General features: G+C 68.0%; 12 protein-coding genes and 1 tRNA gene. 11 read left to right on the top strand and 2 right to left on the bottom strand.

All coding sequences use genetic code 11. The annotated features are described in order from the left end of the window. The first annotated feature begins 268 nt into the window (after positions 1-268). The 6 genes from ABD419_RS17945 (at position 269) to ABD419_RS17920 (ending at position 8817) form a co-directional block, all read left to right on the top strand. Positions 269-1984 (top strand): ABC transporter substrate-binding protein, encoded by a 1716-nt coding sequence (locus tag ABD419_RS17945; RefSeq protein ID WP_344488974.1) that lies wholly within the window; start codon positions 269-271, stop codon positions 1982-1984. 606 nt (positions 1985-2590) lie between these two features. Beyond that, positions 2591-4327, top strand: coding sequence for an ABC transporter family substrate-binding protein (locus ABD419_RS17940; RefSeq protein ID WP_344488971.1), 1737 nt, complete (start codon positions 2591-2593; stop codon positions 4325-4327). A 375-nt stretch (positions 4328-4702) separates the two neighbouring features. Next, positions 4703-5728, top strand: coding sequence for an ABC transporter permease (locus ABD419_RS17935; protein ID WP_344488968.1), 1026 nt, complete (start codon positions 4703-4705; stop codon positions 5726-5728). After that, on the top strand, positions 5721-6632 hold the full coding sequence (locus ABD419_RS17930) for an ABC transporter permease (RefSeq protein WP_344488965.1): 912 nt from the start codon (positions 5721-5723) through the stop codon (positions 6630-6632). Before ABD419_RS17935 ends, ABD419_RS17930 begins: the two co-directional genes overlap by 8 nt. A gap of 2 nt (positions 6633-6634) precedes the next feature. Continuing rightward, complete coding sequence (locus ABD419_RS17925) at positions 6635-7777, top strand: ABC transporter ATP-binding protein (RefSeq protein WP_344488962.1); 1143 nt, start codon at positions 6635-6637, stop codon at positions 7775-7777. Positions 7778-7782: 5 nt separating this feature from the next. Beyond that, on the top strand, positions 7783-8817 hold the full coding sequence (locus ABD419_RS17920; RefSeq protein WP_344489217.1) for an ABC transporter ATP-binding protein: 1035 nt from the start codon (positions 7783-7785) through the stop codon (positions 8815-8817). 119 nt (positions 8818-8936) lie between these two features. Here the strand turns inward: ABD419_RS17920 and ABD419_RS17915 are convergent, their stop codons facing one another. Both ABD419_RS17915 and ABD419_RS17910 read right to left on the bottom strand, forming a co-directional pair. Continuing rightward, entirely contained in the window at positions 8937-9272 is a 336-nt protein-coding gene (locus ABD419_RS17915; RefSeq protein WP_344488959.1) for a hypothetical protein, read from the bottom strand. Positions 9273-9696: 424 nt separating this feature from the next. Continuing rightward, the gene (locus ABD419_RS17910) at positions 9697-11127 is read right to left on the bottom strand and encodes an HNH endonuclease signature motif containing protein (protein ID WP_344488956.1); all 1431 of its coding nucleotides are present in this window, start codon (positions 11125-11127) and stop codon (positions 9697-9699) included. 373 nt (positions 11128-11500) lie between these two features. Here ABD419_RS17910 and ABD419_RS17905 point away from each other — a divergent pair. From ABD419_RS17905 to ABD419_RS17885, 5 genes are all read left to right on the top strand, one after another. Next, positions 11501-11583: transfer RNA gene (locus tag ABD419_RS17905), tRNA-Leu, on the top strand. Between the two features lie 485 nt (positions 11584-12068). Beyond that, complete coding sequence (locus tag ABD419_RS17900) at positions 12069-13757, top strand: sensor histidine kinase (RefSeq protein WP_344488954.1); 1689 nt, start codon at positions 12069-12071, stop codon at positions 13755-13757. Further along, positions 13757-14179: a roadblock/LC7 domain-containing protein gene (locus ABD419_RS17895; RefSeq protein WP_344488951.1), complete on the top strand. Its 423-nt coding sequence runs from the start codon at positions 13757-13759 to the stop codon at positions 14177-14179. The genes ABD419_RS17900 and ABD419_RS17895 overlap by 1 nt, the downstream gene beginning before the upstream one ends. Continuing rightward, a complete protein-coding gene (locus tag ABD419_RS17890) occupies positions 14179-14550 on the top strand; it encodes a DUF742 domain-containing protein (protein WP_344488948.1) in 372 nt (123 codons plus the stop codon). Before ABD419_RS17895 ends, ABD419_RS17890 begins: the two co-directional genes overlap by 1 nt. Beyond that, positions 14528-15130, top strand: a complete 603-nt coding sequence (locus tag ABD419_RS17885; protein WP_344488946.1) for a GTP-binding protein — start codon at positions 14528-14530, stop codon at positions 15128-15130. The genes ABD419_RS17890 and ABD419_RS17885 overlap by 23 nt, the downstream gene beginning before the upstream one ends. The last annotated feature ends 11 nt before the right edge of the window (positions 15131-15141 follow it).

Raw genomic sequence — 15141 nt, 5'->3', positions numbered from 1 at the left:
ACTGAATTCCCCCGTGGGGCCGATGCCACATCGGCCCCACGGTCCATTCAGACCACAGGCGCGCGGGCGCAAAGTCACGAATGCATCACGAATAAACTCCAGTTGGGCCCTCTGCCGTGTCAATCCGCTCACGTCTGTGCCAGTGTTTGTCACAACACCGCCGAGGGCTAACTACGCCTTCCCCCACCGTTCGTCCGGACGCGCGGCATCGGCGCTTTCGCGTCCAGCCGGAGGCCCCTCGGCATCGATATCTGGAGGAGAAACACTCATGGCTCTGACTCGTAGAGCTCTCGGCGGCCTGACCATCGGCGGTTCCGCCGCCCTCACCCTGGCGGCTTGCGGCGGTAACGAAGGCGAAGAAGGCGGCTCGGGCAAGACCGAGGCCATCTGGGCGATTTCCTCCGCCTGGGCCTCCTGGAACGAGAACACGCAGGCCGGCAACAACTCCTACGGCCACCAGGCCATGGTCCCGATGGCCGCCGGTTCCGGCGACTTCGACGCCGACGCGAACTTCATCTACGACGACGCGCTCTTCGCGTCGGAGCCGGAGCTCGTCTCCGAGGCGCCGATGCAGGTCAAGTACGTCCTGAATGAGAACGCCCAGTGGTCGGACGGCAGCCCGGTCCGCGTGGAGGACTTCATCTTCCAGTGGTACTCGATGTCCGGCAAGGCCGAGCACGCCAACCAGGAGAAGGCCCTCCCGGCCTCCATCGACTGGGGCTCGCAGATCGCCTCCATCGAGCAGGCCGAGGACGGCTCCATCGTCGTGACCTACGTCGACGGCTACTCCGACCCCGAGTGGCTGTTCGCCTCCACGGTCTACCTCCCCAGCCACGTGGCCGAGGCCAACGGCTTCACCGCCTGGGCGACCGACCCCGAGGTCATGGGCGACGCGATCCAGTACTTCGAGACCACCGCCCCGACCGCGGACGGCGCCGGCCTCATCGGCACCGGCCCGTACAAGGTCGTCGACGCCAAGCTCGGCGAGTACATCGTGTACGAGATCAACGAGAACTACCAGGGCTCGGTCAAGCCGACCATCAAGAAGCTCACCCTCCGGGTCATCGAGGGCACCGAGGCCATCGTCACCGAGATGCGCCAGGGCACCATCGACGGCGCGTGGCCGAGCGAGTTCTCCGAGGAGCAGAACGCCCTCCTCGCCGAGGACCCGAACATGGGCCTCGAGACCTACACCGGCTCGATCTGGATCCACTTCGACTCGAACGTCCAGAACGAGTTCCTCGCCGACGTCGAGCTGCGCAAGGCCGTCTTCACGGCCATCAACTGCCAGGACATCTGCGACAAGAACTACCCGGAGACCGGTGTCGAGCAGAAGCTCAACCACTTCTTCGCGAACGACAACAAGTACTTCGTCGACCACATCGGCCCGACGGGCCAGGGCTCCGGCGACATCGCCGCCGCCCAGGCGATCCTCACCGCCGCCGGCTACACCGGTGCGGCCGAGGGCGAGACCCTGACCAACGCCGACGGCACCGCGGTGACCTTCAACGTCCGCTACGGCGAGACCAACCCGGTCCGCAAGCTCGCCGCCGAGCTGGCGCAGGCGCAGCTGGCCCAGATCGGCATCGCGCTCGAACTGGTCGCGATCCCGGACGGCGAGCTCGGCAACGTCCTCGCCGAGGGCGACTTCGACCTGGTCATCTTCGGCTGGTCCGGCTCCGCCGCGTTCACCGTCGCGCCGTCGCAGTACTTCGAGTCCACCTCGGGCTCGAACTACGGCAAGTACAACAACCCGGCCGCGGACGAGGCGATCGCCAAGGTCCGCTCGACCTTCGACCTCGACGAGGCCGCCCAGTTCGCCAACGACGTCGACGCGCTCGTCGCCCCCGACGCCTACACGCTGCCCGTCTTCGACGAGCCGCAGGCGATCTACTGGAACCCGCAGGTCATCGAGGGCCCGCTGGCCAACGGCTACTCCCAGGCCGGCCCGCTCTTCAACGTCCGCGAGTGGAAGCTGAAGTAAGGGTTCCCTGAGCCCAAGCGGCGGAGCCCCTTCAAGGGCTCCGCCGCTCGTCTGATTTCTGGACGTCTCTCCGCTGCGTGGCGGCCTCATGACGGAGCGCCCCGCGGGGCACCGCGCCGCGTCCGCGGTGCGCGATCAGCCTCGCACCACCGGCACTGCACCACCTGAATTGCACGACCTGAATTGCACGACCCGCACTGCACCCCGAACCCGCCTCCGACGTACCGCATCCGGAGGCGCGGCGCTCCCGGACCCGTTTCACCGTCGCGACGGGTTTTCCCAGGCAGGCTGTGAAAATCCCACCTTTCGCAGCCATTCAGGGAATGAACATCACGGGAACATAACGAACGAAGCTCATCTCTGGTTCGGCTGTAAGAAACCTGCGATTCCCGTGGAAGGCTGTACCTCGCGTCACCCGACCCGCCGACCGGGTCGCCTCCGGACTGGCCGCCTCCGAGCGGCCCGCCACCGGACGACCCGGGCGGAGCCCTCGCGGCTCCCGACGGAGCCCCACCGCTCCCGACGGCGACTCGGCCCGGCAGGCACACCGCCCCACGGTGCCCTCCCCGCCGTCCGGTCCGGCGGCGCAAACCCACGAGAGGAACCATGAAGCGACACCACATGGCGGCCGTCGCCGCCTTCGCCTGCACCACCCTGGCCCTGGCGGGCTGCGGGCAGGGGAATGCGGTCTCTTCCAGCCTGGACGACTGCGTCACCGACGCCGACACCTGCAACTCAGGTGAGCGCGCCGACGGCGGCGAGGTCACGTGGGCGATCGACGCCGGCTGGAGCAGCTGGAACCAGAACACCGCGGACGGCAACAACGCGTACGTGAGCCTCGCCCTCGCGGGCAGCTGGCCCTACACCGGCCAGTTCGACCAGAACGGCGACTTCATCGTCAACGAGGGCCTCTTCGCCGCCGAGCCCGAGCTCGTGAGCGAGAGCCCCGTCAGCGTCGAGTACACCCTCAAAGAGGGCGCGAACTGGGGCGACGGCACCGACGTGACCGTCGACGACTTCATCTACCACTGGTACGCCCGCTCGGGCAACGAGGAACTCTGCGCCGGCTGCACCCCGGCCACCACGACGTACGGCTCCCAGGTCGCCGGCATCGAGGGCGACGGCAACACCGTCACCGTCACCTACGTCGACTCGTACCACTCCGCCGAGTGGCGCTACGAGGAGGTCCTCTCCCTCCCCGCGCACGTCGCCGAGGAGCAGGGCTTCGACTGGAAGAACGACCCCGCCGCCATGGCCGCGGCCGAGCTGTACTTCTCCGAGACCGCCCCCACCTGGACGACCGGCCCCTACAAGATCGACGACGCCGCCATGGGCGAGTACGTCATCTACACCCCGAACGAGGACTGGGCGGGCGACACCGAGGTCACCCTCGACAAGCTCACCTTCCGCGTGATCGAGGGCCTCGACAACATCGTGACCTCCCTCCGCAACGGCGAGATCGACGGCTCCTCCCCGTTCTCGGCCACCTCCGAGGCGATCACCCAGCTGGAGACCGCCGACAACGTCTCCTACTCGGTCGCCGGCGGCCCCAACTGGGAGCACATCGACCTCAACACCCGCAACGAGTTCCTGTCCGACCAGGTGCTGCGCACGGCCGTCTTCCAGGCCATCGACCTCGAGAACATCATCGAGCGCACCTACGCGTTCGTGCAGTCCGACATCGAGCGCAAGAACAACCACCTGTTCCGCAACGGCTCGGAGTACTTCACCGACTACCTCACCGCGACCGGGCAGGGCACCGGCGACATCGAGATGGCCCGCGCCACCCTCGAGAGCGCCGGCTACTCGTGGGACTCCGACGGGAACCTCCACACCCCCGACGGCGAGCAGGTCGAGCTGAACTTCCGCTACCTCGAGACCCGCGAGTCGCGCAAGATCACCGGCGAGCTCACCGCGGCCACCCTCGCCGACCTCGGCATCCAGGTCGAGCTCAAGGCCATCCCGGCCGACGCGCTCGGCTCGGTGCTCGCCGAGGCGGACTTCGACATCATCAACTTCGGCTGGAGCTCCGACCCGTTGTTCGTCGGTTCCGCCTCCCAGTACTGGTCTTCCGAGTCCGGCTCGAACTTCGGCCACCTCGAGGACCCGGACCTGGACGCGCTGATCGAGGACATCAACGGCACCCTGGACATGGACGAGGCCGCCGCGCGCGCCAACGAGGCCGTGAAGCGCGTCATCGAGGACGCCTACGTCCTCCCGATCGTCGACGCACCGGTGATGGTGATGGTCTCCGATAGGTTGGTCAACGTCCGGGACAATTGGGCTTCCCAGCAACGAGCGGCCTACAACATCGCAGAATGGGGTGTGGCAGACACTGAGTAGTTTTTACCTCCTGAGTGATATTTACCTTCAAGTCGCCCATTCCAGACGCGTGAGGCCGGTCCGCTCCAGGCGGGACGCTGCCGCAGGCGCAGAGGTCCCGCCGGCTCGGCCGGGAAGCAGAGATTTACCGCAAGTGCCAGTCGCTCACAGGCAGGGCCTCGGCAGTGTTCCGACAGGGCAGTGTCCCGACAGGGCAGTATCCCGACAGGGCGGCGTTCCGACAGAACGCCGCTCAGTCGGGGGAAGTGCCCGGGGAGCTGTGCCGAGGCCGCAGAATGGGGAGTCAGTGAGCCCAATGAGGAGCCGCGCGGCAGCGCGGCGGGGCCGGTCGGCAGGCGGACCGGTCCACAGCAGAGAAACCGTTAACGAGGCATTATGGTTGTATTCATAATCCGGCGCACCCTGATGATGATCCCGGTGCTGCTGGGGGCCACTATCCTGTGCTTTGCCCTGGTCGACTTGTCGAACGACCCGGTACAGGACAGGGTCTTCGAGATCGAGCAGTCCACCGGCGAGCCGGTACCCCAGTCGACCATCGACGCCCTCGAGGCGTCCTGGTACTACGACCGGTCCGTTCCCGAGCGCTACTGGATCTGGCTCACCGGGATCGGCGACACCAACGACGACATCGGCCTGATCCAGGGCAAGTGGGGCCCCTCCATCGAGGGCTCGGCCATGGACATCGGCACCGAGATCTCCAGCAGGTTCTGGATCACGCTCCGGCTGGTCCTCTTCGCCACCGTCGCGTCGATCGCCATCGCAATTCTCGCGGGTGTCGTCAGCGCGGTCAAGCAATATACGAAGACCGACTACATCCTGACCTTCCTCGGCTTCCTGTTCCTGGCGATGCCGATCTTCTGGCTGGGCTCCCTGTTCAAGGAGGGCGCCGTCCAGCTGAACAAGATCCTCGGCTCCACGATCTTCCAGACCTACGGGTCCGGGACGACCGGCTTCCAGGGCAGCGGGTGGGAGGTCTTCGTCGACTCCCTGCCCTACCTGATCGTGCCCACCCTGGTGCTCATGCTCGGCGGCTACGCCGCGATCTCCCGCTACCAGCGCGCCAGCATGCTCGAGGTCATGAACTCCGACTACGTGCGCCTCGCCCGGGCCAAGGGCGTCCGCAACGGCACCGTCATGCGGCGCCACGCCCTGCGGACCGCCCTCATCCCGGTCGCCACCTTCGCGCCCCTCGCCCTCTCCGGGGCCATGGGCGGCGCGATGGTCACGGAGAGCATCTTCGGCTGGCGCGGCCTCGGCGTGTACTCGCTGAACGCCATCAACGCCGGCGACACCTTCGCCGTCATGGCCTACGTGCTCATCTCCGGCGTCGTCGTCCTGATCGGCGTCCTGATCTCCGACATCCTGTACGGCGTGCTCGACCCGAGGATCCGCTATGAGTAACTCCGCTGCCCCGCGCCTCGACGCCGAGGCCATCACCAGCAAGGAGCGCGGCCAGTGGGAACTGGTCGGGCGCCGCTTCTTCCGCCACCGCGCGGCCGTCGTCAGCCTGGTGATCTTCGTGCTGGTCGTGCTGTTCGCGTACCTCGGCCCCTTCCTGTGGAAGTGGGACTACAAGATCCACTCGGAGATCCCCTCGTGGGCCGCCCCGAGCCTGGACCACCCGTTCGGCACCGACAAGGCCGGGCGCGACATGCTCGGCGCGATGATGCAGGCGACCAAGCAGTCCCTGAACGTCGCGCTCGTCGTCGCCATCGGCTCGACGGTCATCGGCGCGCTCTACGGCGCCGTCGCCGGCTTCTACCGCGGCTGGGTCGACTCGGTGCTCATGCGCTTCCTCGACATCATGTTCGTGATCCCGTTCCTGGTGATCACCGGTGCGCTCGCCGGCGCCATCGACACCTCGGTGCGCTGGTACCACATGGCCATCATCCTCGCCGTGTTCGGCTGGACCTCGATCGCGCGCGCCGTGCGCGCCGAGGTGCTGTCCCTGCGCGAGAAGGAGTTCATCGAGGCCGCGCGCAGCGCGGGCGGCTCCGACTGGCACATCATCACCAAGCACCTGATCCCGAACACGATGAGCGTCATCATCGTGTCCGCGACCCTCCAGATCGCCTTCGCCATCCTCTCCGAGACGACCCTGTCGTTCCTCGGCCTGGGCATCCAGAGCCCCGACACCTCGCTCGGCCTCCTCATCGAGGCCGCGGGCGCGTCGGCGTTCAACGAGCACTGGTACCTGTTCTACATCCCGGGTGTCATGATCATCCTCATCGCGCTGACGATCAACTTCATCGGCGACGGCATGCGCGACGCGATGGACCCGCGACAGACGATGGTGAGGCGATAGGCATGTCGAACATCTCGGTCTCCACCAACGGGGACAAGCGGACCGTCGGATCGAAGGGCGACACCGTCCTGTCGGTCAACGACCTGGCCGTGTCCTTCCCGACCGAGGACGGGCTCGTGCACGCCGTGCGCGGCGTGTCCTACGAGCTCCGCCGCGGCCAGAGCCTCGGCATCGTGGGCGAGTCGGGCTCCGGCAAGTCGGTCACCTCGATGGCGATCATGGGCCTCCTGCCCAAGACCGCCCAGATCACCGGCTCCGCCAAGCTCGAGGGCGAGGAGCTCCTCGGACTCGGCGACGCCGAGCTCTCCCGCATCCGCGGCAAGAAGATCTCGATGATCTTCCAGGACCCGCTGACGAGCCTCAACCCGGTCTACACCGTCGGGTTCCAGCTCGCCGAGGCGATCCGGACGCACTACTCGGACATCTCCAAGGCCGAGGCGCGCAAGCGCTGCATCGACCTGCTCGACTCGGTCGGCATCCCGAACCCGCAGCAGCGGGTCGACGCCTACCCGCACGAGCTGTCGGGCGGCATGCGCCAGCGCGTCGTCATCGCGATCGCCATGGCCAACAACCCGGACGTCATCATCGCCGACGAGCCCACCACGGCCCTCGACGTGACCGTCCAGGCGCAGGTCCTGGAGGCCCTGGAGAAGGCCCGCGAAGAGGTCAACGCCGCGCTGATCCTGATCACGCACGACCTCGGGGTCATCGCCGGGCACACCGACGAGGTGCTGGTCATGTACGCCGGCCGCCCCGTCGAGCACGGCTCGGTCGACGAGATCTTCTACCAGCCGCGCATGCCCTACACGCTGGGCCTCATCGGCTCGCTCCCGCGCATGGACGAGAGCCGCGACCAGCGGCTCACCCCCATCCACGGGACGCCGCCGTCGATGCTGAACCTGGCGCCGGGCTGCCCGTTCCGGCCGCGGTGCCCCATGCACCAGGACATCTGCTCCGAGGTCGAACCGGACCTGCTGCCCATCAACGGTTCCGGCCACGTGGCCGCGTGCCACTTCTCGGACCAGTTGGAGGGCAAGGCCCCCGACGACGTCTTCGCCCCCGTCGCCACCGACCTGTCGGTCGAGGCCGAGGTCGAAGCCGTGGAAGCCGAAGCCGCTGCGATCGCAGAGGAGGAGGACAAGTGAACGCCATGCTCGACACTCCGCAGACCGCGGCGAACCCGGTCATCGCCGGGCACAACCTGGTCAAGGAGTTCCCCGTCCGCTCCAAGGGGATCCTGCGGCGCAAGGTGGGCGCGGTCCACGCCGTCTCCGGGGTGAGCCTGGAGATCGGCGCGAACGAGACGCTCGCCCTCGTCGGCGAGTCCGGTTGCGGCAAGTCCACCACGGCGCGGCTGATGATGAACCTCATCGAGCCGACGTCGGGTGAGATCCTCTACGAGGGCCGGGACCTGACGAAGCTGTCCCGCAACCAGATGCGTCCGATCAGGCGCGACATCCAGCTGGTCTTCCAGGACCCGATGGCCTCGCTCGACCCGCGCATGACGGTCTTCGAGATCATCGCCGAGCCGCTGCGCGTGCACGGCCTGTTCAAGAACGGCGGCCGCGACCGGGTCAACAGCCTGATCGAGATCGTCGGCCTGAACCCCGAGCACCGCAACCGGTACCCGCACGAGTTCTCCGGCGGTCAGCGCCAGCGCATCGGCATCGCCCGCGCGCTCGCGCTGCAGCCGCGCGTGCTCATGCTGGACGAGCCGGTGTCGGCCCTGGACGTGTCGATCCAGGCCGGCGTCATCAACCTGCTCGAGGACCTCCAGGACGAGCTCGGCCTGTCGTACCTGTTCGTGTCGCACGACCTGTCGGTGGTGCGCCACATCGCGGACAAGGTCGCGGTCATGTACCTGGGCAAGATCGTGGAGGAGGGGACCACCGACCAGCTCTTCGCCGGTCCGGCCCACCCGTACACGCAGGCCCTCATGTCGGCGATCCCGCTCCCGGACCCGCGCAAGGAGCGGACCCGCGAGCGGATCGTCCTCCAGGGCGACGTCCCCAGCCCGTCGAACCCGCCTTCGGGCTGCCGGTTCCGCACGCGCTGCCCGCTGTTCAAGGAGCTGTCCTCCGCCGACCAGGCCAAGTGCATCGAGATCGAGCCGCTCCTGCGGTCCGACCACGACGGCCTGACCCGCGCGGCCTGCCACTTCGCCAAGAAGAAGCAGCTCGTCTAGGAGCACCGTACGAACGGAGAGGCCCCCTCGCACCGCGCGAGGCGCCCTCTTCCTTTCCGGGCCGGTGCTCCCGGGCTCATGCCTGTCCTGTGCATCCGCCCGGATTCACAGGACGGGCCCTAGTGGCTCCAGTAGTCGCTCAGGCAGCCGACATGCGCGAAGCCCCAGGTGTCGTCGACGTCGACGGCGACCCAGATGTTCGAGTACGACCCGCAGGTCTTGTGGTTCCCGCCGGTCGTGAAGGGCACGCACCAGGTGCCGTCGGCCCAGTTCCCGGCGAGGACCTCGCCGAGGACGGTCGAGTTCGCGTAGGGGATCTCCCGGACCTTGGTGTTCTGGCTGAATGCGGCCTGGCAGACGACGCTCTCAGGCGCGTCGGCCGGGGCGATCCGATCCGACGCCGCCTTGTCGGCCGCCGTGTCGCCGACCGCCTCCGTGCCGCCGGTTCCTGCCATCGCGGGGGCGGCCCACCCTGCACCGATAATCAGGGCCATGGCCGAAGCCGCAAGAACTCTTCGCATTTGTCCGCCTTTGTTGTGTTGTGCCGAAGATGCGGATTCATGTTTGCAGTTCAACGGGTCCGGAGTGGACTGAAGTCGGCAATGTCGGGAAGTTGATAGAGCGGGAGGAGGGGGGTGAGAGTCCTTCTGGTCCTGTCTGGTGCGGTCGCTCAGGCCGAGACAACGAGGTGGGGGAGGGGTGGGGCTTGGACTTCGGCCATGGGGCCGCCTCCGGTGCAGGCGCTGAGGCAACGACAAAGAGGCGGGAGAGGACTGAGGCCCGGACTTCGGCCATGGGGCCCGTCGGGGTACGCGGGCGGGGGCGGATCGGCGGGTTGGAGAAGTCCGGGCATGCCAAAGCCCCGACCGGGGCCGGGGGTCAGAAGGGCGGATCACCCGGGTCTTCCACGGACTGTGCAGGTTCGGAGGCCTTGACTCTGAACCTCTCTTTAGCGTTGGCAATGGCCGCCCGCATGTTCTTCTGCGCGTACCAGTTCGCATGATCGGTGAGTTCTCGTTTGAATGTCGGGGACCATTCAGACGAATCATGCCCATTCGGCAAGTCCCGCAGGAGATCCGCTTCCCATTCGGCGTCAGTGATGCCATTGGCGTGCCTGATGACCGCCTTGCCTGGCCCAGTCTTCTCTATGTCCCATTTGTTCGTATGAATCCTCCCGTGATGGAACCTGCACAGGAGGATCAAGTTCTCCGCGGTCGTCGCTCCGCCATCCGCCCAATGCCGGATGTGATGGGCCTCGGCCCAACTGATCGGGGCCCGGCATCCGGACCAGGCGCACCCGGTCGGCTGCTCGAGTTCGAGCTTGTGGCGGAGGGCCGTGTTCGGGAGGCGCTTCTCGCGGCCCAGTTCGATCGCCTCTCCGGTGGTGAAGTCGAAGACCGCGGGGATGATCCCGGCTTCGCAGGCGAGGAGGCGGGCCTTGGCGACCGAGACCGGGCGGCCGTCGAGGATCGGGAGTCGCCCGGTCTTCGAGTCGCGGAGGGTCTCCAGGTCGCAGGTGAGGTTGAGGGTCGCCGTGTGGCCGTGGCGCTTCGGGGCCTCGGGGTCGGTGCCGTAGGCCGCGGCGATCTGGTGCAGGGCCTCGGCGTTCCGGCTCGAGGCGGAGGGGAGCAGGCCGTCGGCATCGGCCTCGTCCTGGCGAGGGGGAGGAACCGCGGTCTTCAAGGCGTTGCTGAGCAGCCGGCCCGTGTCGCCGGTGAGCCGACCGTCCAGGTCCCACATGCCGTCGGGCCGCTCGGTCACCTCCATCCAGGCGAGCGTCTGCTGGCTCAGCTCGTCGAGGAGCGACTGCTGGTCGAACAGTTCGGCGCAGATCCGATCGAAGTGCTCCGCCAGTTCGCCGCGGGCCGCGTGCACGCAGTACTCCCGGATCAGCTCCTCGGGAGTGCGGCAGGAGACCGCGGAGTCATAGGGGGACTCGACAGGAGAGGGATACGGGACCCTGGAGTAGACCGCCAGGCCCTCTCGCTCCAGTCGCCGCATCGCATAGGCGACGGCATCGAGGCTCGCCCTCCCGGACAAGGCGGCCTCGGCGAGGTGCTTGTACTTGGGAGCGAGCCTGGCGATCGAGGCCATCTGTCCGGCACTGGAGGCGTTGAAGGCGAAGGACTCCATGATCCAGTCGCGGATGCCAGAGAAGCCGTCGCAAGTCTTGTGCAGGCCGGCGGAGGTGTAGGCGATGACTTCGCCGAGGGTGGCCGCTTCGAGGAGGCGCGCTTGGGAGGCAAGGGATTCGAGTCGGGAGCGGTGGAGGGCGGCCTGGTGGTCTCGGTCGATGACGGTGGAGATCATTGTCGGCTCACCTCCTTCCAGGGCTCGTATCCTGTTGTGACTTCTGGTGCGGTAGTTCAATTGTGGCAGGTTGTGGGGTTGGTGTCATCACTCTAAGGGGTGAATGTTAGTCCTAAAGAGACTTAATAGAGGCGCCCCCGCCGCACCGCATGTGGCCGTAAAGCCCAAGTGGGACATCGAAAGAGATGACCTTTTTGTCGTTGCCGCTTGAACCTTGTGGACAGATGAGCATGAAGCCGAGGTGCTGCCAGCTGGGAAAACCTGCCTTGTGTCGGGATGCTGACACTTCGCCGTCTCTGCAGGTGGGGGCGGTATACCCCTAAACCGGTGGAATCCACGAACCCTCCGGAGCCGATAGCGTGGCAGCATACGGGCCCGAGTGGTGGAATCTGGTAGACACAGTCGGCTTAAAACCGGCCGTCGGGAGACTTGCGGGTTCAAGTCCCGTCTCGGGCACGAGCCAGCGCGCCGACAATGGGAGGCAACGGGATCGGACGGGGTGGGACCGTCCGGTCCCGGAGTGTCGTACGTCGCAATAACGAGCAACTCCGGCGAACTTCTCGAACGGGTGAACGGAAAGGCCGCGGCCGGCCGCCTATGGAGGTCCTCACGCTCCGCGACCGCACGGCCGTTGAGCTGCTGCGGGACCACCGCAATCACGCTGCGTTCGCCTTGCGCCAGAATGCATCCGCAGGTTGACCGCGCAGGGCCGCCATGCTATCCAGGGAACTGAGCGCTGATACCATTCAGTCGAGTCAGCCGGTGGGGGGCGACGCCTTCTTCTCTGCTGCAACGACTTTGTCACTTCCCGGTATCGCGGAAGCCGATAGGCCAGTGTCGTGAGGATGGCGATGCCCGAAACACCTCGGTCCACAACTCATACCTTTCAACCCTCCGGGCCTGCGCCCCAAGGCTTCACCGGCGAAGAGGCCGGCGCCCCGGTGGAACTCAAGCCCCGTTTGACGCGCATCGCGCTGTTGCCGCCCGCTGCGGTCGCGGTGATCGGCGCGGGCGTCGCGGCGATGTTCGCCGCAACCGGCGCCGACCGTCCAGGATGGATGGTTTCGGCGGTCGTCGGCTCCGCACTCCTCCTCGTCGTGATCGTCGCGTACTTCGCGTCGAGCGCCGCGTCGAAGGCGGAGGCCGACCTCAGCCGCCAGGTCCAGACCGTCCGCCGCTCCACGGTGGAGACCCACTACAAGGTCTGGCAGATCCTCGACGACCTCCAGCGCGAACTCCCGCAGGACCAGCGCTGGTCGGTCCCCCTGCCCAACCCCGGCGCCGGCGCCGCCTCCACCGAGGAGGCCCTGCGCCTGCTCGCCGCCGAGGCCCGCCACCTGCGGGCGGCGGCCGAGGCCGTCGCGGCCCGCGGCGTCCGCCCGGTCGCCCCGCAGGCGCCCCAGGCTCCGGCGCACGCCCCGGTCCAGCTCCCGCAGCAGATGGTGACCTCCGGTCCCATCGACGCGGTCGACGTGCACTCGCGCGTCGGGATCTTCGTGAACCTGGCCCGGCGGCTCCAGTCGCTGGTGCACCGCGAGATCGAGCAGCTCGACGAGCTGGAGAACCAGGTCGAGGACCCGGACCTGCTCAAGGGCCTGTTCTCGGTCGACCACCTGGCGACGCGCATCCGCCGCCACGCCGAGAACCTGGCGGTCCTCGGCGGGGCGACCTCGCACCGCCAGTGGTCGCGTCCGGTCAACGTGTACGAGGCGCTGCGCAGCGCCGTCGCGGAGGTCGAGCAGTACGCCCGCGTGAAGCTGGTGCGCCCCATCGAGGGCACGCTCAAGGGCCACGCGGTCGCGGACATCATCCACCTGGTCGCGGAGCTGGTGGAGAACGCGACGACGTTCTCGGCCCCGGGCACCCAGGTGCTCATCCGGGTCCAGCGGGTCCGCACCGGCCTCGCGGTCGAGGTGGAGGACCGCGGCCTGGGCATGGAGAACCACGAGCGCAACCGGTACAACACGATGCTCGCGACGCCGGACCGGGTGAACCTGGACGAGCTGCTCGCGGACGGCCGCATCGGCCTGTACGTCGTGTCGTCGCTGGCGCGGCGCCACGCCCTGACGGTCCAGCTGCAGTCGAACATCTTCGGCGGCACGCAGGCGATCCTGGTCGTCCCCGAGGAGCTCCTCGGCGACGACACGCCCCCGCCGAAGGAGCCGACCCGCGAGCTCCCGGCGGCCCCGGCGGCGAACATGCCGGTCCGCCAGCCGGGCGCCCAGACGCCCCCGCAGCTGCCGTCGGTGCAGCTGCGCCCCCTGCCTTCGGCAGGCGGCGCCCCGCAGCAGCCGTCGCGGCGCGACGTCCCGGCCTACACGCCGGCCTCGGTGAACACCGGCGCCCTGCCGGTGACCGCGGAGATGCAGGCGATCGAGGCGCCCCGGCCGCACGGGTACGGCGCGCCGGCGGCCCCGGCCGGCGACGGGCGGCCCGCGCTGCCCAAGCGCAGCAAGCAGACGCACCTCGCACCGCAGCTGCGGGACGACCCGGCCTCGTCGTCGCGCGGTTCCGAGAAGGGCCACGACCCCGGCCTCATGGCGGCGTTCCAGCAGGGCCGGCAGCGCGCGGACGCCGGTCCGCAGATCCCCACAGATTCCGTTTCTCCGTACAGGAATGAGGAGTTCTAATGGCAGGCGACGAGGCAGGCGCCCACACGGATCTCAGCTGGCTGCTGGCGGGCCTCATCAGGAAGGTCCCGCACACCCGCAGCGCGCTCCTGCTGTCCTCGGACGGCATCAAGAAGGCGTTCCACGGCATGGGCACCGACCAGGCCGACCAGCTCTCGGCCATCGCGTCGGGGATGTTCTCGCTGGCCCGCAGCGCGGGCGCGCAGTTCGGCTCGGCCGGCGGGGTCCGCCAGGTGGTGGCGGAGCTGGACGACACGCTGCTGTTCGTCTCGACCGCCGGGCAGGGAGCGGTCCTGGCCGTGACGGCCGCGCGGGAGGCGGACGCGGGGGTCCTCGGGTACGAGATGTCGATCCTGGTCAAGAGCGTGCGGCCGTACCTCGAGACACCGGTGCGGAGACCGAGCGGCGAAATGGTCGGCTGATGGCCGAATCCGAGCACCGGCCACTGCTCGACGAGGACGCGGGGCCGCTGGTCCGGCCGTACACCGTCAGCAACGGGCGCACCGCCCCCACGGCGCGGCTGGACCTGCTGTCGCTGGTCCGCTCCACCGGCCGGCTGCGTCCCTCGCAGCTGGAGGCCGAGCACGCCGAGGCGCTGATCCTGTGCCGGGAGCCCATCTCGGTCGCGGAGGTCTCGGCCCACCTGCGGCTCCCCGCCATGGTCATCAAGGTGCTGCTGTCCGACCTCGTGGACTGCGGCGCCGTCACCGCCCACTCACCCGATCCCGCCGTCGATCCCACCGACAGAACCGTATTGGAGGCACTCCTCAATGGCCTACAACGGCGACTCTGACCGAGCGCCCGCACAACGACCAGCCCTGCCCACCGCCATCAAGCTGCTCGTCGCCGGGGGCTTCGGGGTCGGCAAGACCACCTTCGTCGGAGCGGTCTCGGAGATCGAGCCGCTGAGCACCGAGGAGACGATCACGACCGCCTCCATCGGAACCGACGACCTCACGGGCGTGGGGGACAAGACGACCACGACGGTCGCCCTGGACTTCGGCCGGATCACCCTGGACGAGGAGCACATCCTGTACCTGTTCGGCACGCCCGGGCAGGACCGGTTCTGGTTCATGTGGAACGAGCTGTCGGACGGGGCCTTCGGCGCGGTCGTGCTCGCGGACACGCGGCGCCTGGAGGACTGCTTCCCGGCGCTCGACTTCTTCGAGCGGCGGGGCACCTCCTTCATCGTGGCGGTCAACGAGTTCGACACCGGCTTCCACTACGAGCCTGAGGAGGTCAGGGCCGCTCTGGACCTCAAACCGAATATCCCGATCGTCTGCTGCGACGCACGCGATCCACGTTCCGCAACCTTGGTGCTGGTCACCTTGACCAAGCACCTGATGTCGGCCGCTGCTTCGAGCGTCCGGTAAAGGAGCCAGCA

The sequence above is a fragment of the Glycomyces endophyticus genome (genome assembly GCF_039531525.1).
Classification (GTDB): domain Bacteria; phylum Actinomycetota; class Actinomycetes; order Mycobacteriales; family Micromonosporaceae; genus Glycomyces; species Glycomyces endophyticus.
Note: the sequence above shows the minus strand (reverse complement) of the source record. Positions and strands in the feature narration are given on the sequence as shown.

What these genes read in the sequence shown, in the direction of transcription:
- ABD419_RS17890 (WP_344488948.1), top strand. Translation starts at nt 14,179, where the DNA reads ATGGCCGAATCCGAGCACCGGCCACTGCTCGACGAGGACGCGGGGCCG.
- ABD419_RS17945 (WP_344488974.1), top strand. Translation starts at nt 269, where the DNA reads ATGGCTCTGACTCGTAGAGCTCTCGGCGGCCTGACCATCGGCGGTTCC.
- ABD419_RS17930 (WP_344488965.1), top strand. Translation starts at nt 5,721, where the DNA reads ATGAGTAACTCCGCTGCCCCGCGCCTCGACGCCGAGGCCATCACCAGC.
- ABD419_RS17925 (WP_344488962.1), top strand. Translation starts at nt 6,635, where the DNA reads ATGTCGAACATCTCGGTCTCCACCAACGGGGACAAGCGGACCGTCGGA.
- ABD419_RS17940 (WP_344488971.1), top strand. Translation starts at nt 2,591, where the DNA reads ATGAAGCGACACCACATGGCGGCCGTCGCCGCCTTCGCCTGCACCACC.
- ABD419_RS17910 (WP_344488956.1), bottom strand. Translation starts at nt 11,127, where the DNA reads ATGATCTCCACCGTCATCGACCGAGACCACCAGGCCGCCCTCCACCGC.
- ABD419_RS17895 (WP_344488951.1), top strand. Translation starts at nt 13,757, where the DNA reads ATGGCAGGCGACGAGGCAGGCGCCCACACGGATCTCAGCTGGCTGCTG.
- ABD419_RS17920 (WP_344489217.1), top strand. Translation starts at nt 7,783, where the DNA reads ATGCTCGACACTCCGCAGACCGCGGCGAACCCGGTCATCGCCGGGCAC.
- ABD419_RS17935 (WP_344488968.1), top strand. Translation starts at nt 4,703, where the DNA reads ATGGTTGTATTCATAATCCGGCGCACCCTGATGATGATCCCGGTGCTG.
- ABD419_RS17915 (WP_344488959.1), bottom strand. Translation starts at nt 9,272, where the DNA reads ATGGCAGGAACCGGCGGCACGGAGGCGGTCGGCGACACGGCGGCCGAC.
- ABD419_RS17885 (WP_344488946.1), top strand. Translation starts at nt 14,528, where the DNA reads ATGGCCTACAACGGCGACTCTGACCGAGCGCCCGCACAACGACCAGCC.